General features: G+C 47.3%; 21 protein-coding genes and 1 pseudogene. 17 read left to right on the forward strand and 5 right to left on the reverse strand.

Annotated features, from left to right (window positions below):
• Window positions 1-163 precede the first annotated feature (163 nt).
• Window positions 164-415 (forward strand): DUF4440 domain-containing protein, encoded by a 252-nt coding sequence (locus tag IYN85_RS26440; RefSeq protein WP_370592224.1) that lies wholly within the window; start codon window positions 164-166, stop codon window positions 413-415.
• A 97-nt stretch (window positions 416-512) separates the two neighbouring features.
• Complete coding sequence (locus tag IYN85_RS15160; RefSeq protein WP_196159768.1) at window positions 513-1,289, forward strand: HNH endonuclease; 777 nt, start codon at window positions 513-515, stop codon at window positions 1,287-1,289.
• A 52-nt stretch (window positions 1,290-1,341) separates the two neighbouring features.
• Here the strand turns inward: IYN85_RS15160 and IYN85_RS15165 are convergent, their stop codons facing one another.
• Window positions 1,342-2,301, reverse strand: coding sequence for an IS110 family transposase (locus IYN85_RS15165; RefSeq protein ID WP_196159769.1), 960 nt, complete (start codon window positions 2,299-2,301; stop codon window positions 1,342-1,344).
• A gap of 802 nt (window positions 2,302-3,103) precedes the next feature.
• Here IYN85_RS15165 and IYN85_RS15170 point away from each other — a divergent pair.
• The 9 genes and pseudogenes from IYN85_RS15170 to IYN85_RS15210 all read left to right on the forward strand — a co-directional run bounded on the left by IYN85_RS15170 (window position 3,104) and on the right by IYN85_RS15210 (window position 10,451).
• Window positions 3,104-3,520, forward strand: a complete 417-nt coding sequence (locus IYN85_RS15170; protein WP_196159770.1) for a hypothetical protein — start codon at window positions 3,104-3,106, stop codon at window positions 3,518-3,520.
• A 165-nt stretch (window positions 3,521-3,685) separates the two neighbouring features.
• Window positions 3,686-4,138, forward strand: a complete 453-nt coding sequence (locus IYN85_RS15175) for an HIT family protein (RefSeq protein WP_196159771.1) — start codon at window positions 3,686-3,688, stop codon at window positions 4,136-4,138.
• Window positions 4,139-4,264: 126 nt separating this feature from the next.
• On the forward strand, window positions 4,265-4,711 hold the full coding sequence (locus IYN85_RS15180) for a hypothetical protein (protein ID WP_196159772.1): 447 nt from the start codon (window positions 4,265-4,267) through the stop codon (window positions 4,709-4,711).
• 141 nt (window positions 4,712-4,852) lie between these two features.
• Window positions 4,853-5,242, forward strand: a complete 390-nt coding sequence (locus IYN85_RS15185) for a hypothetical protein (RefSeq protein ID WP_196159773.1) — start codon at window positions 4,853-4,855, stop codon at window positions 5,240-5,242.
• 82 nt (window positions 5,243-5,324) lie between these two features.
• Entirely contained in the window at window positions 5,325-5,720 is a 396-nt protein-coding gene (locus IYN85_RS15190; RefSeq protein WP_196159774.1) for a hypothetical protein, read from the forward strand.
• Between the two features lie 303 nt (window positions 5,721-6,023).
• A pseudogene (locus IYN85_RS26445) lies at window positions 6,024-6,248 on the forward strand (GNAT family N-acetyltransferase); the annotation flags it as partial.
• 533 nt (window positions 6,249-6,781) lie between these two features.
• Window positions 6,782-7,228, forward strand: coding sequence for a cytochrome c (locus IYN85_RS15200; protein ID WP_196159775.1), 447 nt, complete (start codon window positions 6,782-6,784; stop codon window positions 7,226-7,228).
• 4 nt (window positions 7,229-7,232) lie between these two features.
• Window positions 7,233-8,630 carry a cbb3-type cytochrome c oxidase subunit I gene (locus IYN85_RS15205; RefSeq protein WP_196159776.1) on the forward strand — a complete coding sequence of 466 codons (1,398 nt, stop codon included), beginning with the start codon at window positions 7,233-7,235 and terminating at the stop codon, window positions 8,628-8,630.
• A 6-nt stretch (window positions 8,631-8,636) separates the two neighbouring features.
• Window positions 8,637-10,451 carry a nitric oxide reductase activation protein NorD gene (locus tag IYN85_RS15210; protein ID WP_196159777.1) on the forward strand — a complete coding sequence of 605 codons (1,815 nt, stop codon included), beginning with the start codon at window positions 8,637-8,639 and terminating at the stop codon, window positions 10,449-10,451.
• On the opposite strand, the gene IYN85_RS15215 is transcribed toward IYN85_RS15210, so the two are convergent.
• Entirely contained in the window at window positions 10,448-11,395 is a 948-nt protein-coding gene (locus IYN85_RS15215) for a helix-turn-helix domain-containing protein (RefSeq protein WP_196159778.1), read from the reverse strand. The two genes, IYN85_RS15210 and IYN85_RS15215, sit on opposite strands and share 4 nt — an antisense overlap.
• Before the next feature lie 126 nt (window positions 11,396-11,521).
• Between IYN85_RS15215 and IYN85_RS15220 the strand changes: the two genes are divergently transcribed.
• Together IYN85_RS15220 and IYN85_RS15225 are read left to right on the forward strand one after the other, a co-directional pair.
• Window positions 11,522-11,719, forward strand: coding sequence for a DUF1272 domain-containing protein (locus IYN85_RS15220; RefSeq protein WP_255533759.1), 198 nt, complete (start codon window positions 11,522-11,524; stop codon window positions 11,717-11,719).
• An 11-nt stretch (window positions 11,720-11,730) separates the two neighbouring features.
• A complete protein-coding gene (locus IYN85_RS15225; RefSeq protein ID WP_196159780.1) occupies window positions 11,731-12,123 on the forward strand; it encodes a rhodanese-like domain-containing protein in 393 nt (130 codons plus the stop codon).
• 308 nt (window positions 12,124-12,431) lie between these two features.
• Here IYN85_RS15225 and IYN85_RS15230 read toward each other — a convergent pair whose 3' ends face one another.
• Window positions 12,432-13,343 carry a LysR family transcriptional regulator gene (locus tag IYN85_RS15230; protein ID WP_196159781.1) on the reverse strand — a complete coding sequence of 304 codons (912 nt, stop codon included), beginning with the start codon at window positions 13,341-13,343 and terminating at the stop codon, window positions 12,432-12,434.
• 198 nt (window positions 13,344-13,541) lie between these two features.
• Here IYN85_RS15230 and IYN85_RS15235 point away from each other — a divergent pair, with 198 nt between their 5' ends.
• Window positions 13,542-14,036 (forward strand): SRPBCC family protein, encoded by a 495-nt coding sequence (locus tag IYN85_RS15235; RefSeq protein ID WP_196159782.1) that lies wholly within the window; start codon window positions 13,542-13,544, stop codon window positions 14,034-14,036.
• A 22-nt stretch (window positions 14,037-14,058) separates the two neighbouring features.
• Here the strand turns inward: IYN85_RS15235 and IYN85_RS15240 are convergent, their stop codons facing one another.
• A complete protein-coding gene (locus tag IYN85_RS15240; RefSeq protein ID WP_196159783.1) occupies window positions 14,059-14,430 on the reverse strand; it encodes a DUF6164 family protein in 372 nt (123 codons plus the stop codon).
• Between the two features lie 69 nt (window positions 14,431-14,499).
• A complete protein-coding gene (locus IYN85_RS15245; protein ID WP_196159784.1) occupies window positions 14,500-16,125 on the reverse strand; it encodes a methyl-accepting chemotaxis protein in 1,626 nt (541 codons plus the stop codon).
• 319 nt (window positions 16,126-16,444) lie between these two features.
• On the opposite strand from IYN85_RS15245, the gene IYN85_RS15250 reads away from it, so the two are divergent.
• The 3 genes from IYN85_RS15250 to IYN85_RS15260 all read left to right on the forward strand — a co-directional run bounded on the left by IYN85_RS15250 (window position 16,445) and on the right by IYN85_RS15260 (window position 21,574).
• The gene (locus IYN85_RS15250) at window positions 16,445-17,854 is read left to right on the forward strand and encodes a triacylglycerol lipase (protein WP_196159785.1); all 1,410 of its coding nucleotides are present in this window, start codon (window positions 16,445-16,447) and stop codon (window positions 17,852-17,854) included.
• A 405-nt stretch (window positions 17,855-18,259) separates the two neighbouring features.
• On the forward strand, window positions 18,260-20,056 hold the full coding sequence (locus tag IYN85_RS15255) for a family 43 glycosylhydrolase (RefSeq protein WP_196159786.1): 1,797 nt from the start codon (window positions 18,260-18,262) through the stop codon (window positions 20,054-20,056).
• 72 nt (window positions 20,057-20,128) lie between these two features.
• A complete protein-coding gene (locus tag IYN85_RS15260) occupies window positions 20,129-21,574 on the forward strand; it encodes a family 43 glycosylhydrolase (RefSeq protein WP_196159787.1) in 1,446 nt (481 codons plus the stop codon).
• Window positions 21,575-21,638: the final 64 nt, after the last annotated feature.

The following is a 21,638-nucleotide window of genomic DNA, read 5'->3' on the forward strand; positions in this document are numbered from 1 at the left end:
CGCTCGCCTTTTATGTGAGCGTTAGAGCTTGAGCAAGGAGCAAGGAGCAAGCATGAATGCAACGGAAAGAGAACTGATAGAGCTTGAGTTGCGGCTCCACAAACCCGAAATAAGGGCATCAAAAGAAGTCCTGGATGAGCTAATAGCTGATGAGTTCTGAGAAATAGGAGCCAGTGGAGTCTACTTCGGCAAAAGCGAAGTGCTTGAGCAATTGCCTAGCGAAATTGAATCAAAAATAGAAGCTAGTGAGTTCGAGTATCGAAGAATGTCAGAATCAATTGCGCATTTAACTTACAAATCCAGGCTCTATAGGCCTATCGGCACACTCGCTAGAATTAGCTATAGGACGTCTATATGGAAATTAAACGCAGGCAAGTGGCAGATGATATTCCATCAAGGAACAGTTACAGAGTGAAAGCTCTAACAAACGCCATCACCATCGGCCACTTTGTGGCCTGGACCTCGCTACGCTCGGCCGGTGTGGCGCGGCGTTATGCCATTAGAGTAATGATATGAATTGGTTAATTTCAGCAAATGGAAAAATGTATGATCATGCAAGTTCATTTGCACATTTTGGCTCAATTGATTGGCGCCAAGGAAATGTGAAATATGATATAGGTGATACTGTATATATTTATTGCACAAACCCAATTCAGCGCGTCAGATATAAATGCATAGTAACTGAGCTAAATAAAAGCTCATCCCAAATAAGAGATGATGAGCGCTACTGGATCAATAAAGAAGAATATGAAAAATCACTAGTTGGAAAATACTTTAACCTAAAGTTAATCGAAGAAGTTGATTCAGAAAAACTATCATTATCAAGCCTCACAGAAAAAGGATTAAAGGCAGCACCACAAGGCCCAATTAAGCTAAATTCAGACCTTGAGGAATATATATCTGGTGTTTTCAGTACAGAAGACGATGAATATTTCCCAGACACTATCAAGGAAGATCATGGTGTTTACGAGGGTGTCAAGAAGCAAGTTTCAGTAAATAAATATGAAAGAAGCACTATAGCTCGCGCAAAATGCATTGAAGCCCACGGCTATACATGCAAAGTATGCAACCTTAATTTTGAAGAAACATACGGTAGTGTGGGTAAAGAATTTATTCATGTGCACCATATTGTACCTATCCATACAATAGGTGAGAGCTACAAAATAGATTATATAAATGACTTAGTTCCTGTTTGCCCTAACTGCCATGCAATGTTACATAGAGAAGTCGATGGAAAGTACTATTCTGTATCAGAGCTTTCGGAAATTGTACGGGCAAAAAAGGCATAACAAGCGACTGTGATTAAAAACAACCCTATTTCCCAATACCCCATTAACTAATTTAGGCGATATTCCAAACCTCATCATTCTTGACCATCGTATTTAGGATGGTCACCATTTTTCGCATGCACGCAGTCAATGCGACCTTTTTGTGCTTTCCCTGTGCCACTAATTTTTGATAGAAATTCTTCATAATTGGGTTGTGCTGTATAGCACACATCATCGCCATATAAAGCATCGTCCTGATCGGGGCTCTGCCGCCTCGAATGCGGCGCTTTCCATTCATGGAGCCACTATCCCTGTTGTAGGGCGCTAAACCACACAGAGCCGCTATTTGACGGCTGTTAAGCTGGCCAAGTTCAGGCAGCTCTCCAAGTAAGGTGTAGGCCACACCAGAGCCCATTCCAGGTACTGAGGTGATAATTTCATATCGACGTTTCCATTCCGATATTTCAGCGACGGCTTTGTCCAATTTGGCATTGACCCATTCGAGCTCTTTTTCTGTTACTTTGATCAATCGTCGGTGGGTCGCTGCCAGAGCCTTAGGCGCCTTTTGTTTGCGATTCAGTTCTTGAGTTCTAAACTCAGTTAATTGACGCCGACGCAGCAGTAAATCCTTTATATACCGGATCTCCTTAGTGGCAATAGGCTTGATCTCGGGCTTCATCACCGCTCCAAATTCTGCAATTAGCTTGGAGTCTAGTTTGTCTGTTTTTGCTATTAACCCCTGCGCTTTTTCGAATTGACGAATGAGGATAGGTTGGGCAACGATAATAGGCATATCTTTTTCGACGCAAGCTTCCACGAAAGCGCGTTCATAACCGCCTGTTGCTTCAATCAATATCCGAGTTAATTTCATGCGTCGTAAATCACGTATGAGTTGTTTTATACCATCTGTTGAATTCTGTACTTGCCAATGAGTATCGCGTTCGAGAACGAACACATCTAGCGTGCTTTTGCCTACATCAATACCTATATGTCTTTCTGAACTATTACTGTAACGATTAGTAGTTGTAACCATGACTCACCCTTGCTACATTCGGGCTCGAAGCCCCTTCGACTGTTCGAGTTAAAATTGAAGTTCAGTTCAACGCTCACGCTTGTTAACGGGATTGCTAAAGCATCACCTGCCAAGCATCGAGCTATTGAACTGAAAACCTGGTGGGCAGGTTTGGGCTTCACCTTATCGAATATATGAATGTGTGTGAATAACTAATAAATGAATCATACAAGTCACTCCAGCCGACGCCAAAAAGCGGCGCGGCTGAGTTTAATCGTTATGAATCAGGGTAATAATGAATAAGTACTTTCTGCTATCTCTTGGTGTCTTATACGGCTTTTTATGGATTGTAATTTCTGCTCTGGCTTATACGTTTGGATTTAGCTTGCCGTTAATTGCGTTGAATCTTTCTGAAATTCTAAGTATTAAGCCAGAGCTTGGAATACAGATTATCCGAGTGGCTTGGGCTGTTGAAATACTATTGTATTGCTTACTTTGTTGGGTACCTGTCCAGATTATCGTGTCTAGGCTTCGGATTCGGAACACAACTGTTTGGCTTGTGCTGCTTGGCTTAATAGGGTTTGCAATAAATATATGGTTGCTAATAATTAGTAAGCCACAGTTCATAAATAGCTATATAGTTTATTTGGTTGAAATAAGCTTTTTTACTGCTGTTCCAGTTTTAATTGACCGAGGTTCGAAATTCATAACAAAACCCGGCAACAACAAGGCCAGCTAATTACCCGCTTTGCGGCTGGCCTTTGGACTCGCTTACGCTCGCCGCTGCGGGCAAACGTTATGTGAGGGTACGTAGAGAGAGTCTGTGAAAACTATCAAACACCAAACAAATGATGACTTTCAGGTTATCGAGCCGAACTTACATGATTCTAATTTGTTTTCAGTTGAGAATGATCAAGGTCAGGCCATTTTAAAATTCAGACTGGTATCAGGTGAATTAGTCCAAGCGATATTCACTAATGTAAAGCGACTAGTTTGTAATGACTTTCGAGAAGGAAATATAGTTCTAGATGTAACCATTGAGAGAGAAGTCCATGTTTCAGACCATGGATTGGAAAAGTTGTTTATTCCTCCCATGGCAATGTTCGAAAAATATAATGCATACATTCAGACTGTTAAGGAAAGCATTGAAAGCGGTAAAATGATGCTCGTTACTATTAATCCATCATATGGTTGCGATGGAATGATTTATTGTGAAAATGTATGTTTTCAACAGATATAGATGTACTAGGTCTGCGCTACACCAAGGCATCACATAACAAGCGCCTGCAATCTGACCTCTGACCTCTGACCTCTGGCCACTGTCACCTTTTGTGCAAAAATCCGCACAAAAGGCGCCAGTAGTCTCCGGCAGTTGAGGCGGGCGTTAACTTAAGGAATGAAGTAATTGGGAACACTCATACATGACCGTGTAGAAGCAGCACGAAATGGTAAAAATGAAACAGTAGTCTGCAAAACTAAAAGTGGCTGGGTAGTAATCGGAGACGTTCAGTTTTTAAAAGGTTATTGCCTTTTGTTAGCAGATCCAGTCGTTGAGTCTTTGAATAGCTTGACTGAAGAAGAGCGTAAGCAATATCTCTATGAGACAACAGTGATTGGAGATGCACTGTTAGAACTAACCGGTTGTTATCGTGTCAACTACGAAACATTGGGTAATAGCGAACCAGCTTTACATACACATATTTTCCCTCGCTACTTGTCTGAAGAGCCTGAAATACGAAGATATCCGGCTTGGTTTTATGATTGGGAAAATGCTCCAAAATTTAATAAAGATGAAATGGCAGAATTTGCTAATAAGCTAAAGCAATACCTTATTAAAGCTGGGATAGCCATAAGTTAACAATACGCTGTAGCAATGCAGCCTTAAATTCACCGCTATGCGGTGGGCTGTGGACTCGCTCACGCTCGCCGCTAAGCTTTGCGTTAAGCTCTACAATCAAACCGGCTTCAATTAGAAGCAAATTAAATGAAAAAGAGAGTTACTCCCCGAGACAAGAAATACTTCGCGAGTTTGTACGCAAGTAAAAGGCGGCTTAAAAATCGAGTTCTTTGGCATGAGAGGTTTGTAGCCTCAGCAGTCGCAGAGTATCTTGAAATATATGGCACTAAGCCAAAAAGAAAGCCTCGTTTGAGTAGCAACCTAGAGTGGCTGTTAACTTGGAAGTTAAAAACTACATTATGTCCAATATTAATGTGGTGCGATGGTCTAGAAAATATTAAGGTTAAGCGGATTGGTAAGTATCGAATGGCCTTTCGGTCTGAGATCTGGATAGGTCCTGAAGACGGAAGCGGAATTACAAGTAAAGGTACAATTACTGGTGAAATTGAAGTTAGGCATACTGGCAAGCAGCTTAAAAATTACGCAATGGTAATTCAGCATGAAAACTGTACCTATGAAGCAAAAAAAGCTTAACAAGTTTGTCCAGTTGACGTTTTGGTCTACGCTCCGTTTTGGGGTGGCCGCGCCACTTTACCCCAAAACTCCACTACAACCAAAACGCAACTGACAAAGGCGTTATGCGTAGAATATGGTAACTCAATAATTGAGGTTTACATGATTGAAGTAATGGAAGAGCTTAAAAAGATTGGCGATCTATACAAACAACAAAATTATTCCAGTGCTCTCGACAAACTTGACGATCTTTGGAATTCTATTCCTGAGCCAAAATTCGAAATTCGAAACTCTTTTTTTATTATCATGTATGGAGTTAAAGTTTCATTAATACTAAATAATCTGGAAAAGGCTTGGACGTGGGCGGTATTAGCTCCTGTATATAATAAGGGGCGCCAAGATATCGGAGAGGCTGAGTTTATTGTTGGTATGGTGGCTTTTGAGAGGGAGGAATTAGAAATTTCGGTTGAAAATTTTAAAATCGCAAACAAAAAATCTGGTGGGAGGGCATTTCATGGAGAAGATCCGAAATATAAAGCCATCATTATATAGTGATCAACTAGAGGCGCATAAATAGTGATATATGGACCCGTCTTTTGCAGTTGCGTCCGTATATCACACTGTTACTTTAATTATGAAACCAGAATTTAGTACCTACACTGAAGCCCAGCTTAGAGATGTGTTGAGACATATCGACAAGCGGAAATTTCCAGAGCGAGTAGAAGAAATTGAGCACCTGCTTGCTGATCCTGTGTTTTTGCATAATACACGGAGAGATAAAGCTATTCGTGATGCAGAAGAATTAGAACAAAATGATCACAACCAAAAAGCTAGTGGAATTGCATGGATTATCGGGTACGGGGTTCTATTAGTGATATTCGGCGTTTCGACCAATAGATATGCAATTAGCATCAAGAATGATGTTAACGATCCATTTTTTCGATACGGTTTTGGATTAATATGCATATTCGGTGGTTCTTACTGGATGTATAAGTATTACAAAAACCGAAATAAAGTAACTAGAAAATGAACTTCGTGCGTAAACACCGCTTCGCGGTAGGCACTGGGCTCAATCACGCTGGCGCGCAATTTCGCCAGTTATTTTGGAGTTAACTGCTTTAGGTATTAGTCATTGAATTTAATTGTTACTGAAAAACCAGATCAAGAGCTTATCGATGGAATTAGGGCTGGGCTTCAGAACCACAATCGACCTTTTCTAGAAAACGTATTGCGTACTGATCTTTCTGTGCATGGAACGCTCGAGGATGGAAGTATTGCCTGTGGAATTGTTGGGGAAGTATGGGGTGCGTAGCTTTCTGTTAAGTACTTATTTGTTAGTCCATTAAAAAAGCAGCAAGGTATTGGCTCTGAGTTGTTGTCCAAACTTGAAGAGAAAGCAGTTTCTCTTGGTGCAAAACAATCAGTCTTGGAAACCTATAGTTTTCAGGCCAAAGGGTTCTATGAGAAAAATGGTTACGAACTTAGAATGACACTGGACAATTGTCCTGAAACCGATCAGTTACATTATTTGACTAAGGTACTTGATCGTAGTAGTTAACAAATAGTAGCCGCATTTGGCCCGCTTTTCACCGCTTCGCGGCATGCCTAGGATTCGCCCCTTTCGTCGCTCACCGCTAAGCTAGTCGTTGAAATGTCCACCTCGTGTCACGACCCTCACTCTCAACCTTACATCAAACCGCCGCTAAGCGATTTTTCCTGCCTCCTTTAAGATACAGTTAGCGGCAGCTGCGTTGTGACCACAGTCATTACTCGCATGCAAAACGGTACTTAGTGTTTATGCGTTTAGCTAACAACTTTAGTGTTGTGTTTTCCGATGTAAAAAAGACCTGCCGGTCATAACGCGAATAGCATCATGACTTCTCACTAAGTAGTCGTCTAATAAAATCAATAACTTAGACCGCCAATTGGCAGCATCTTTATTGTTCATAAACATGTTGCTGTTTGTTTTCCTCCATACCTGTGGCGCTTATTCAACCTCGCTTTGCAATCTGACGCTCCTTGATAACTATCAACGCCAATGGTCGTCGGTGCTTTAGCATGCCCTTCAGCTATTGAAAGGAGGGGACCCTTATGGCTGAAGTGTTCACCAAAACCGCAGCCCGAAATATCTATATTGGTGGCAGTGTGTTTTTCATTCTGTTTTTTTTAGGGCTGACGTTCGAAACGGTAAGGTCCATGCCTACGCGTGATCACCGTGAAAATTTAACCGAGTCTGTGGCCCGCGGAAAGTTACTCTGGGAAGAGAACAACTGCATTGGTTGCCATTCGCTGATGGGCGAAGGGGCATATTTTGCGCCTGAACTCGGCAATGTATTCCAGCGTCGTGGTATGGCGAATGAGCAGGCGTTTAAAGGCTTTCTGAAGGGCTGGATGGACGCGCAACCGTTGAATGTACCGGGTCGACGCGCCATGCCGCAATTCAATTTGAACGCAGACGAGGTCAATGACCTGGCGGATTTTCTGATCTGGACCAGCAATATTGACAACAACAACTGGCCACCAAACATCGAGGGGTAATGAGATGAAATTTGAATCACAGGCGGTCGCCAAGCCTTATTTTGTGTTCGCGTTATTACTCTTCGCGCTGCAAATCGTCTTCGGTCTGATCATCGGGTTGCAGTATGTTGTTGGCGACTTTTTGTTTCCGTATATCCCTTTTAATGCGGCTCGCATGGTGCATACCAATTTGCTTATTGTTTGGTTGCTGTTCGGTTTTATGGGCGCTGCTTATTACTTGGTGCCCGAAGAAGCCGGTGTCGAGCTGTACAGTGTCAAGCTAGCAAAGATACTGTTCTGGGTATTTGCCGCCGCCGGTGTACTGACCGTTGCCGGTTATCTGTTAGTGCCCTATGCCAAACTTGCTGCGTTCACCAAAAACGAGTGGTTCCCGACAATGGGCCGTGAATTTCTGGAACAACCGACCATCGCAAAAGTTGGCATCGTCGTGGTGGCGCTTGGTTTTCTGTTTAACATAGGCATGACCATTTTACAGGGCCGGAAAACCGTCATTAATACGGTGTTGATCACCGGGTTACTGGGGTTAGCGCTGATGTTCCTGTTCTCGTTTTATAACCCGGAAAACCTGGCCCTGGATAAATACTTCTGGTGGTGGGTCGTGCATCTTTGGGTTGAAGGTGTATGGGAATTGATTATGGGTTCTATCCTGGCGTTTGTATTAATCAAGACCACCGGGGTAGACCGCGAGGTTATCGAAAAGTGGCTTTATGTGATTATCGCTATGGCGCTGATCACTGGCATTATTGGTACCGGTCATCACTATTACTGGATTGGACCAAAACCTTATTGGCTGTGGCTGGGTTCATTCTTCTCGGCATTGGAACCGATTCCGTTTTTTGCCATGACTGTGTTTGCGTTCAACATGGTCTTCAAGCGTCGCCGCAATCATCCGAATCGCGCTGCACTGCTGTGGGCAATGGGTACCGGTGTCATGGCTTTTTTAGGCGCGGGCGTCTGGGGGTTCTTACACACGCTGGCACCGGTCAACTACTTAACACATGGTTCTCAAATCACCGCTGCGCATGGTCACATGGCGTTTTATGGCGCCTACGCGATGATTAACCTAACCATTATCAGCTACGCCATGCCGGTTTTGCGCGGGCAGGGCGAAGCCGCATCGCCAAAAGCGCAGGTGGTGGAAATGTGGGGTTTCTGGTTGATGACTGTGAGTATGGTGTTCATCACGCTGTTCCTGACCGGTGCGGGAATCCTGCAAGTGTGGTTGCAGCGTTTGCCCGACGCCAGTAACGCCTTGAGTTTTATGGACACCATGGATCAACTGGCCGTTTTCTTCTGGATGCGTGAAATAGCCGGGGTTGGTTTTTTCATAGGCTTGTTGTGTTACTTCAGCAGTTTCTTTGTTGGGGCAAAATCAACCAGCACTGTGGCGTTCAACGGATAGCACTCGATGGAAGAGTGGGTCGGTCAACAGTGGCATCATTGGCTCAGTCGTCGTGAGGCGACTGAGTACGAAGACGCAGCCGTCGCATTAAAAGACATTCGTGTGGCCTTGAAGGCGCTGCTGGTGTCTTTGGGTGGTTCTGCCAACCTTGGGTTGCAAAGTGTCTGGCCGATTCGTTTCGCCCATGCCGGTGGCAGCCGATGGCGGTTGACTGACTATGGCACACATACGCTGGCCTTGATCGATCACGAAAGCCTTCATCTGCCCCCGCAGGTGAATTGTTTCCCCGATGCGCGTTTGAACCTTGATCTCTACTATTGGTGGGTCGCTATGGCGGCGGTTTGGCCAGCGGCACCGCAACACTGGTATCAGCAAAACCAAATAGCGATGCAACGGGTGTTCACGCAACTCCCAGGTCTGGCGCGACGTTGGCCGAAAATGCGTCAGGCTCTTCTGGCCGAACGACCATCGTTGCATGCTTTGTCTACGGTAGACCGTACAAACGAACAGATCGTGCGCGCGATCTTGCAGCAATCCGAACCGCAATTTAACCACCTTGCGCATGCTCGACGTTTTCCGTATCCAATACGGTTGTGGTTGTACCCATCGCCAACGGTTGAAGAATCTGTGCCTGCCATGGGAGAAACTGAAGACAACAGCGACGCGGAAACCCATGCCGACACACAATCTATCGAGGGTAAAAAATCCGCCCGCCGAGTGTCGGAGCAAGATGAAAAAAGCGGCCTGTTATTGTTTCGTCTGGAAAATCTATTCACCGTGTCTGATTGGCTGAACGTACAACGGCCGCAGGAAGATGATGAAGATGCCAGTAACGACGCCGCGCAAGCACTGGATCAGATTTCGCTCGGTCAACAGCATTCAGCCGTTGGCGCTAAAGTTCGCTTCGATCTGGACTTGCCCGCACAAGCCGTTGATGACTTACCGTTACACGAAGGCATTTTGCTGCCCGAATGGCATTACCGCAAAGAGGCTTTCTTACCCGATCACTGCCGATTGGTCCCCATGCTTAGCCGGGATGCGCGAGAACAAAACGTTCCTGAGCATTTGCGTGGACTGGTCCGACTAGTACGACATCAGTTCAAGCAATGGCGTAGTGAACCGCTGCGTCAACATCGGCAACTGGACGGCAATGAAATCGATATTCAAGCCTGGGTCGAGCAGATCAGTCAGCCCACACATGACAGCGCCATGGCTGTATACACCGACCGCCCCAAAGTACGCAAAAGCCGCAGCACCCTGTTGCTCGCGGATGTCAGTCAGTCCACAGAAAGCTATGTGAATAACCGACCCATCATAGACGGCATCCGCGACGCGTTGCTGGTGTTTGCGGAAGGGTTGGATGCGATCAATGAACCTTTTAGTCTTTATGCCTTTTCATCCATTCGCCGGCGGCAGGTGCGCTTTCATTTACTGAAAAATGCACGGGAGCCCTGGTCCGACCTGACCCGAGGGCGTGTATTGGCACTCAAGCCTGGTTACTACACCCGCATGGGCGCCGCTATACGACAATCGACAACCGTATTGTTGGATGCCGAACAAGAGCAAAGGTGGTTGCTTATTCTTACCGATGGCAAACCTAACGATGTGGATCATTACGAACATCGTTACGGCATTGAAGACACCCGCAAAGCCGTGCTGGAGGCAAAAGAAAAGGGCATACAGGTTTTTGCCATAACGCTGGACCCTGAGGCTGATGAATACGCACCGCATTTGTTTGGCAGTGAGAATTACCATTTGGTCACCCGGAATGAAAATCTGGTTGAGTTACTGCCCAGATTGTTCCGGCAGCTATCGATTTAAAAGTTCTGGCGCCCTGAAAATTGTTGACGGTAAACCTTGGGTGAAATGCCAACCTGTTGTTTGAAATGGTGGCGTAATGTGACCACCGACTCGAAACCAGCCATGTCTGCAACCTGCTCAATGGGCCAGGTTTCCTGTTCCAGCAGTGCTTTGGCTTTGTTTAATCGTTGTTGTGTCAGCCACTGTGACGGCGACATGTTCATGGTGGTACGAAACTTCCGGTCAAACGAACGCCGGGACATGTTTGCTTTGATCGCCAGCGTGTCTATGTCCAGCCCGTTATTGAGATTCACAATGGCCCAGTCCAGCGTAGCAGCGAACTGGTCAGGTACTTTCGGGACCACCGTTTGCACAAATTGCGCTTGCCCGCCCTGACGATGCGCCGACACCACCAATCGACGAGCCACCTGATTCGCAACCTCGTAACCAAAGTCCTGCCGTATCACTTCCAGACCTAAATCAATTCCTGCGGCACTGCCGGCGGAACATCCCAGTTGCCCATCGTACACATATAAGCGGTTGTCGACGTACTGTACCTGTGGATAGCGCTGTTGAAAGACAGACGCATAACGCCAATGTGTCATCGCTGGTTTGTCATCGAGCAACCCCAATTCGGCGAGCAGGAAAGAGCCGGAACAAAAAGTCAGAATACGTTTCCCATCTTTGTGAAAGTGGAGCACTTCATCGCGCAGTGGGTTACTGACGGAACTATCGAGTGTCGACCAGCTCGGAATGATCAACATGTCGAAATTTTTAAGCGTCTTGATGGTGTGACAGCTCAGTATCAGGTTGGCTGTTGCCTGTTTTGCCGAAGCCGAAAAACTGACAACATCGGCGCGGTACCAGCGGTCGATCTCAGGTCGTTCCAGTGCGAAGAGTTCCACCGCACTGGCCAGTTCAAACAAAGATACGGTTTCATTCGCCAATATTGCAACGCGCAGCATAAGCAACCTCAAAGGAAAGATTGGCTGAATATTAGCGTTAATTGGCTATCAAGCCAATTTTAAATGGTGTGCACTGCAACCATGATAGACACCGTGTTCAATTAAAAGGAAATAACCATGTTGCTGATGAAGCCCGAATGTGAGCGCTGCCAACAACTGTTGGACATGGCGAATCCCCATGTCTTTATCTGCAGTTATGAATGCACCTTCTGTGCTGACTGCGCCGAAGGAATGAATCACCAATGCCCGAACTGCGGCGGTGAACTCGTGCGAAGACCTAAACAGTTACCCAAAGCTGATGTAACCCAGTCTGAACATCCATAAGGAGAATTAACATGTCATCATTAGTATCTCGACCGGAAGCCGCACCGAGCGATTTAGCCCTGGCGCACTTTTCCAAACTGCTTCAATTCGAAACCGATTGCTGGGACGTACACCATGCCATTACCAATCAGCGCAAGGACTTCGTATTGCTCGACGTGCGCGGCGAAGCACTCTATACCGCCGGACACATCGACACAGCGGTAAACTTACCGCACTCGCAAATGAATGAGCGCGCATTACAATCCTATCCGGCCGATACTTTGTTTGTCGTGTATTGTGCGGGTCCACACTGTAACGCAACTGAAAAAGCCGCCATAAAACTGGCAACATTAAATCGTCCTGTAAAAAAGATGATTGGCGGCGTAACAGGCTGGATTGATGAAGGCTTTACGCTGGTGAAATAGGAGAAACTGCCAAAGGATTGGCCATTGCTGCGTTGGAAGTAACACGTTCAAAAGTTAAAAGAAAAACCTTCAGTGCAAATTATAAGCTGGTGGCTGACATAGACACGCGGTTGCTGTCACGGTGTCGCAGTCGTCAGAATGGTTACATCAACAAAGCATCTACGGTACAACACAAAACATGTTGTACGGTTTCACATTAAGACCAAAATAACAGGTAGGGCTTAGCGACCTAGATAGCATGGCTGGTCTAATACTGCCCGTCCGCTGTTGCATATCGCTTATTCGACACAAAGCAATACTCAACGCTGTTACTCCGAATCGCTGCCGGTCAGGCGAGGGCGGTAGGCTTTTCCTTCCAGCAGGTCTTTTTTCTGCCCGATGCGTTCGGTGATGAAACGGACGAAGGTTTGAACTTTAGCGCTGGTGCGTAAATCCGGATGGTACAGCAGCCACAAGTCGTACTTGTGTTCCGATGTATACGGCGGAATTCGGAACAACTCCGGATCTTCATCGGCCATGTAGCACAGTAAAATTCCGACGCCCATACCGGCTTTACAAGCTTGTTTCTGTAAAGCGGCGCTCATCATTTTGTGGCCGGAGCGGAAGCGCGGGTAATCAGCGGCGATTTGCCCGGCAGGACGCTGCCCACGGTCGTCCCAGCCAATCCAGCGGCCTTGGGTCAACCAATCCGGTGTCAACAGGTCTTGTGCGTGATGAACACTGTAGTAACAGGCGCGATGTATCGAGGCAACTTTGCGACCAATCAGGTGATCTGGTGGCGTGGTACAAATTCGCAAAGCAACGTCCGCTTCTCGGTTTGCCAAGTTAAACGGCCGCAGCGATTCCATGAGTTCAAGATCTACCTGAGGGTGCATCCGACAGAAGTCGGACAGGTCGTTCATCAATAGTTCGTCACCAATGGTTTCGGGCAGGGTGATGCGCAAATTGCCTTTTAGTTGCTGATCGTGTCCAGCCATCATGCGTGAGACGGTGCTCAGCCGTTCTTCCAGGTGCATGGCTTCTTGAAGGATTTCTTCACCCAGTCGAGTCGTGACATAGCCTGCGTGGTTGCGTTCAAACAGGCGGTTGCCAATGGTCGCTTCAAATTGGCGGATGCGCCGGGATACGGTCGCGTGATTCACATTGAGTGACTTGGCCGCTGCGCGAATAGAACCTTCCCGGGCGACGGCCAGGAAAAATTTCAGATCATCCCAATTCAACGTGAGCTCCTGTTCAAATGAGGCAATTGGCCGCTTTTACGGTTCTAAGCGGCGCCGAGGCAGCCAGTATAGTGGTTTAAAAACAAATAGCACAGTAACTCGGTGGTGCATATTTGCACCTGACGTGTGCGAGATTCCCGTCTTCGCAGATTGGTCAGAGAACGTTAAGTTTGAGTCTCCACAAAAGGAGAGATGACAATGAAAAATCGAGTTTATTCGGTACAGACTAAAACGACAGTACGTGCCAATCGACAAGCTGTTTGGGCGCTACTGGCACAGTTCGATGACGTTCATACCTGGGCGCCGGGCGTATTGAAGTCGCATGGAATCGGGCAGTCGAAGCTGGGCGTTGGGCACGGACGCCATTGCGAGCTGAAAGGTTTTGGCGGCATTGATGAAACCATAACGCAGTGGCTGCCCAATGAGAAATTGATGTATAGCGTGTCTAATGTTGGTCCGCTAAAAAATGGTCACAGCCGCTGGGAGCTGCGTCAACTCAACGAACAGCAAACGGAGTTAGCCATATCACTGTCGTTTGAGTTACGTTTTGGTGTATTAGGACGTCTTATGTTTCATTTGATGATGAAGCCGAAATTGCAGGCCAGCCTGGACGCCACTGCTGCCGCAACCAAAAAGCGCGTGGAGTCTGGAATGGTTGTTCCAGTTCAGGGCGCGATGCAACCGAGCTCTTAGTGACCGTGCTGACGCGGATGCATTAAGGCGAGTCGAAAAAGCCGAATATCGGAAAGATCGACAACGCCGCAACGGCCAGAATCAGTATCCAGTAAGATACAAAAACAACAGGGCTGCCGCGCAGTAACTGCCAAAAGGTCGGTATGCGGCCTTCTTTTTTGGCCTCTTCGTATTCAGCACGCATGGTTTGCGTGTGCTGTTGTTGAAACTCGTCTATCAAGGCTCTTGCTGCAGCAAAATCCTCGTCGTTTTTCAGCCAAAGTGCCGCCACGGAAATACCCCAGCGGCCAGCGTGGGTTTCGTAGAATTCAAAATCGTGCTCCGTAAGCAGTTCGCGGACGAGGTCAGCTTCGGTTTCAGGGACGTTATTCAGACGGAAAACAAGTTTAGACATGGAGGCAACAACATTCGGAAAAAGCAGCAGTATAACGGAACTGCTGCCCCTTCGTTAAGCGTACGTTGCTCAGTCGAGCTTAAACCGAGTCACAGACGCATTAAGTTGCTTGGCCACACTCGATACCTGACCGGCACGGTCTTTGTTCGCGCTGGCGTTTTCGAAACTTTCCTTGCCCATGTCGGACAACTGCACCAAGTTCGAATTCACGTCTTCGGCGACCTGGCTTTGCTCCTCTGTTGAGGTGGCAATTTGCATGGAGGCGTCTGAAACACGCGCCGCGGCCGCAACAATACTGTCGAGCGCTTCTGTGGTCGATGACGTTCTTTCGACGGAAGTCTGAACGGACTCCAAGCCCTTGGCAATCGCGTCGACAGCCTCACCGACGCCTTTTTGCAGTGCTTCAATCATCTTCTGAATGTCATCGGTCGATTGCTGTGTTTTGCTGGCAAGTGAACGTACTTCATCGGCAACCACGGCGAACCCGCGGCCTTGTTCTCCCGCTCGGGCGGCCTCGATGGCTGCATTCAACGCCAACAGATTGGTCTGTTCGGCAATGCCACGGATCACATCCAGCACCGAGGCAATTTTGTTGGAGCTTTCCGCCAGCTCGCCCATCGCGGTAGATGCGTTATTAACGGTGGTTGCCACATCTTGAATCTGCGATACAGCATCAACCGTGATTTTCTTGCCTTTATTGCTCAGTTCATTGACTTCAGCAATCTCACTGGCGGTCAGTTGTGCGTTTTGGGCGACTTCTTTAATGGCAACGGTCATTTCATTCACCGCGGTGACGATCATGTCGACAGACTCCATCTGTCGTCGACTGTTCTCTTGCACACTGGCGGCTCCGGTATTCATTTCGCCCACAGTCGAGACAACCTCTTGCGATTGCTCAGAAATACCGCGTATAAGTTCGCTCAGTCCATCCAGCAGCTCATCGAACTCACGAGCCAGTTCGCCGATCTCATCTTTACGGTCACTGTTCACCCGGCGAGTTAAATCTCCATCACCGCTGTTGAGTCCTCGCAACTCAACGGCCAGCTTGCATAATGCGTTAGACAACGCCCGGGGGGCATAAATCCCAAGGCTGAAAGCAACTACCACGGTGATCAACAGAAATATCAACACACGAGTTGATCGCGAATCCACTCGGGAGATGACGGCTTCACCCATCGACAACCCTTTCTCATCGGCTGCTTCACCGGCGATGTTGTAAAACTCCCTTAATGCGCCGAAACGGCTGTCCGAGTTGCCTGCGCTGAGCGCTTTGGCATCGTCCAGTTTGCCTTGTTCAACCAAGGCAACCACTTGGCCGCTGGTGGCTTTCCATTGATCGTAAGCGGCATCGAACCCCTTGAGCCGGTTAACCACGTCCGGATACGCGGCGAGCAGATCGAGGTAAACATACATCCGATCATAGGCTTGCTTGGCGTTTTCTGAATAGTCCGCCTTAAAGTCCTTCACCGAGCCGGGTTCCAGCAGCATCGCCATTTCTGCCACCCGGGCCTGATACAGATCGCGGTCGGCATTCAGAACTGCACTGATCGCAGGATTGAATTTTTGTGAGAACTCGGTCGACGAATTTTTTAACGTGTTAATTAAACTGAAACTGAAAATTCCGGTAAATGCCATGATCAGCGCAACGGCACTGAAGGCCGCAGAATACTTGAATCGAATGCTTTGGATATTCATAAAATACCGTGACGTCTGGTTAGAGTTGTTCTTGAAGTATCGTCCAGGATATTCATTCCATGAGGTTTCTTGTGAACGTATCGGCGGCTCCGTTGGTGAATATACTCAAATGAGGCGAGGGCCTAACTGAAAATCCGTATAAAAATCAGTTGGTTAGCTTTAGCGAATGTAGGTTTTCGTTAAACAGTAAGTCTCATTTGGTTTTTGTTTAAAAATGTAACTGCATGATTTCGTTGCAAACTATGGAGGCACAAAATTTAAACAGTTAGGGTAGACTGGCTGAAAAAATAAAACACCGGTCAATAAGAAAGGAGAGAGTATGAAATTGATCTTTGTGCACGGTTGGAGTGTGACCAATACCAATACCTATCGAGATATGCCAGAAACCATAGTGTCGCAAGGACGAGCACTTGGTTTAGCCCTCGACATCAACCACATTCACTTAGGCAAATACATCAGTTTTCACGACGAAGTGTCTATTGATGACATTGCCCGGGCATTACAGCAAGCGCTATTGGAATTACCAGGTAACGAGAATGGCATCCAGCCCTTCTCATGTATCACCCATTCCACCGGTGGGCCTGTGATGCGTTATTGGGCCAATAAATACTATGGTCACCAGCAATTGAAGGGCATTCCCATGCAGCATTTGATTATGCTTGCACCGGCGAATCAGGGTTCCGCGCTGGCCGCCCTAGGACAAAAACGGGCAAGTCGCATTAAATCGTGGTTTGCGGGCGTGGAACCGGGTAAACGTGTGCTGGATTGGTTGAAATTGGGCAGCGATGGGCAATATCAACTCAATAAAAGCGCACTGACCTTTCAATACGTACAAAACGGTTTTTACCCCTTTGTGATTACCGGGCAGGGGATTGACACCAAAGCCTACGACTTCATCAACAGCTACCTGGTTGAAAACGGCGGTGACGGTGTAATACGAGTCTGCGGTGCCAATATGAACTGCCGGTTTATATCGCTGAAGCAAACGGATCAGCTGATCAACGCCAGCCCCCGAGCTTCAATGATATTGAAACTCGACCATAACAAGGTTGCCCAAACGCCGGAAGACGCCCCCTTGGCGGTACTGGGTGGCGCCAGCCATTCGGGCAGCACCATGGGTGTGTTGAATTCGAAGAAAGGTCGTCCCATACATACGCAGGTTGCGCAAAAAATAATGCAATGCTTGCAGGTAAACAGTGCGGCAAGTTACAACGCTGTAAAGCAGGACTGGTTGCAGCAGACGCTCGCCGAACAGCAACAGATTCCAGTGGGCAAAAAAGATCGGCTCGGCCGTTACGGCATGCTCGTGTTTCGCGTACGAGACAACGCCGGTGACGTTATCGCCAATCATGATTACGACATATTGTTGTTGGCGGGTGATAACTATTCCCCAGATGTATTACCGAAAGGTTTTTTTGCAGACCGTCAAGCAAACGCCGACAGTCAGGCATTGGTGTATTACGTGGATATCGACAAGATGCTGTCCATTAAACAAGGCAAGTTTGGTATCGCCGTGGTCGCGCGACCCGAAAAAGGATTTTCCTATTATCGAAAAGCCGAGTTTCACGCGACGGAAGCGATGTTGACGGAAATTTTCGCGCCCAATGAAACGACGTATATCGACATTACCTTACAACGCTATGTCGATGAAAATGTTTTCCGATTCGATAAAGCAACGGACAAACAAGGCAGTTTTAAAAATGTAAAACCTTCCGGAAAAAACGTGTAAACAGCGTATCGGTTAACCCTTGGTTCTGTCGTCAAGCAGAACCAAGGGTGCTTCAAATATTTTGTATCACCTCAGCGCTATCAGGTCGTGTTGTTGAATCGCATTTCCATTGCCTTCTTCAATAACCTTAATTAATTTGAAACTCGAATTTATATTAAGAAGTTTTTGGTGTGCAGATGAAATGTATTTTAATTCATGTATCAAATTAATCGCGTAGCTTTCCGTTCTGTGATTAAAGTCCCACAACTACATGGTCAAAATAAAATCCTTTCCATTATAAGAATTAACAAACCCGCTATTAGTATGGACAAAAAAACTATTCCGTTGGAATAACGTATTGCTGAAAAAAAAGACGTTTTATATTGCGTGTCCTCAAACAAAAAAATCAATAGAGAGGATACGCTTATGAACAAAAGGAAGTTAGGTTTACTTATTCCATTCTCGTTGCTTGTTGCCCAGGCGCCACTGGCCATGGCAAGCAATCCAATTATCAAACACCTGTACACCGCAGACCCCAGTGCCATCGTTAGTAACGATACCCTGTATGTTTATACCGGACATGATGAAGCCGCCGCAGGTGAAAACCGGTTTGTGATGCGCGACTGGCGTGTTTTTTCCTCCAAAGACCTGGTGAATTGGACAGACCATGGCGCTGCCTTGTCGTTGAACGATTTCTCGTGGGCGTCCGCCGATGCCTGGGCTGGCGAAGTGGTTGAACGCAACGGGAAGTTCTATTGGTACGTGCCGGTCAATAACGATCTGGATGGTTGGTTTGGTATTGGAGTTGCGGTAGGGGACAGCCCAACCGGCCCATTTACCGATGCATTGGGTCATGCATTAATCAATGACAGCATGACGCCAGATGAAACGCTGGATATTGACCCAACTGTGTTTGTAGATTATGACGGCCAAGCGTATATGTACTGGGGGAACGCCACCGATAATGGCGTAGTGAAAGTTGTCAAATTGAAAGATTCCATGATCGAACTCGATGGCCCCATTATGACCATCGGCACCGACCAGCTGCCGAATTTCACCGAAGCGCCGTACATGCATGAACGCAACGGTATTTATTATTTGTCGTACGCCGCGGGTTGGCCGGAGCGTATAGAATACGCCACCGCAGATAACCCACTGGGACCGTTTACACACCGGGGTGTCATTCTGGATGCCGTTAATTCCCAAACCAGCCATCAGTCGATTCTCGAATACCGTAATCAATGGTACTTCGTGTATCACACGGCAGACTTACCCGGCGGTGGTGAATTTCGTCGCAGTGTCGCCATGGAACCATTGTATTACGACGATGCAAACCAGGGCGCTATTTACAAGATCACACCAACCGTTACTGGCGTCGGTGAAGACGGATTAAGCGGTCGATACGCGATCGTCAACCGCAACAGCGGTAAGTGTTTACGAACATTGGGTGACGCCAGCCAAAACGCTACCGACATTGTGCAATTCACCTGTGATGGCTCACCGGGTGAACAGTGGCAGGTCGATCCGTTGGGTAATAATCGCTATAACCTGACGCATGTTGCGAGTAACAAGTCCGCGGATATTTTTGGCGGCTCTATGGATCCAGGTGCGCACAATATTATCTGGCCTGCTCATGGTGGTGACAATCAACAATGGATTATTGAGCCGGAAAGCGACGATTTCTATCACATTCGTAATGTCCGAAGTCAGCTGATGCTAGACATCTCCGGTCGTTCAAAAGCAAACAATGCCAACAACATTCAGTGGCCGGACAACGGCGGCTTGAATCAGGATTGGGCGTTTACACGACCAGGCACCGTGCAATTGGAATCGGTGAATTTTCCAGGGTTCTATGTCTCGTACCTGGCAGAAGGAATCCGCATAGATCAAACACCAGACCCATTCAACAGCAGTTTCTTCAAAGTGGTGCAAGGCCTTGCGCACCCAGATTCGGTCTCTTTCGAATCTGTTATGTTCCCCGGCTACTACCTGCGCCATAAAGCCTTCGTGTTGTACCTTGAACTCGACGATGGATCGGACACCTTCCACCAAGACGCATCCTTTTTCCGAAAGGCAGGGTTAGGGGATGCAACGGGTGTTTCTTATGAGTCGGTGAACTTTCCAGGCCAGTTTATCCGTCACTCGTCTTATTATCTGAAAATTGACTCAATTGTCAGTGAAACAGATAGGTTAGATGCGACGTTCCGTGAACAGGCGAAATAACAAAGTGGTTTGCGGCGTGTGCGAGGCACGCCGAATTAAAAATAAAAACAATATCGTAAAAAAGGAACCAAGATGAAAAACAAAATGACGACGACATCACTTAAGGTGTTCTTCACCGTGTTGATTTCACTGCTCGTGAATTCGGTTTTCGCGGATACCTTCACCAACCCTATTATTGAACAACGGGCCGACCCGTGGGTGTATAAACACAGCGACGGGCAATATTATTTTACGGCCTCCGTGCCGGAATACGATCGCATTATTTTGCGTCAGGCAAGCACTATTGGCGGTTTGAGTACCGCTCCGGAAGTCACTGCTTGGTGGAAGCCCGCAGGTGGTCCTGCCAGCGGTTTTGTCTGGGCACCCGAGCTGCATTATGTAGACGGAAGTTGGTACATTTATTTTGCGGCCTCAGAAGCCAGTGACCGGTGGGATTTGCGAATATACGTTCTGCGCAATACTTCCGCGAACCCAACCCAGGGTAACTGGCAGGAAATGGGTGAATTGGTGGTCGATGGTTTAGGCAATAACTCAAGTTTCTTCGCATTGGATGCCACAACGTTTGAACACAACGGTCAACGTTACCTGATTTGGGCGCAGAAGCCACCCGGCGGCGACAGCAACCTGTACATCGCGCGGATGAACACGCCCTGGAGTATCGACATCAACACGCAGCGGATGATCAGTGCACCGACATACGACTGGGAACGTGTCATTTATAACGTAAATGAAGGCCCTTCGGTTCTGAAACGCAATGGACGCATATTCGTGACGTACTCGGCCAGCGCCACCGACAGAAACTACGCCATAGGGTTGCTGACGGCCAACGAAAATGCGGACTTGCTGAACATCAATTCCTGGACGAAATCTCCGACGCCGGTTTTCGCAACGAACGAAGCCACCAGTCAATTTGGTCCGGGTCACAGCTCGTTTACCACGTCGAAAGATGGCAGCGTGGATATTCTGATTTATCACGCGCGCGATTATGAATTCATCAATGGTGATTCTCTGTACGACCCGAATCGACACACCCGTGGTAAGGCCTTTGGTTGGAACGCCGATGGAACACCGAATTTCGGCAAGCCCTACGCGAATGGCATCAGTGGTGTGGCCGCGTTGAAATCAGACTTCAGTGGTAAGTGCGCCGATATTTTTGCTCGTAGCCAGGAACTCGGTGCTGATCTGACCCAATGGAGCTGCAATGGCGGAAACAACCAGAAGTTTCAGTTTGAAACAGTTGCCAATGGTTACTTCCAATTACGGGCATTGCACAGCAACCAATGTTTGGATGTTTACGGTTTGAGTACCGAAAACGGTGCCAATGTGGCGCAATGGTCTTGCTGGGCAGGTGACAATCAACTCTGGAAAAAAGAACCACAAGGCAACGGTACCTTCCGTTTGAAAAACCTCAATAGCCAGAGGTGTCTCGATGTATACGGCTGGAACCCAGACAACGGCGCGTCCTTAAAACAATGGAGCTGTGGCTCCGCTGCAGTACAGCGTTGGACAGAAGAATAACGCCTCATAAACCAATTCCCTGAATGTAAAACTGCGTGGATTACCGGATAAAACCGGTAACCCG

Origin of the sequence: Reinekea sp. G2M2-21 (genome assembly GCF_015687175.1) — a bacterium.
GTDB lineage: Bacteria > Pseudomonadota > Gammaproteobacteria > Pseudomonadales > Natronospirillaceae > Reinekea.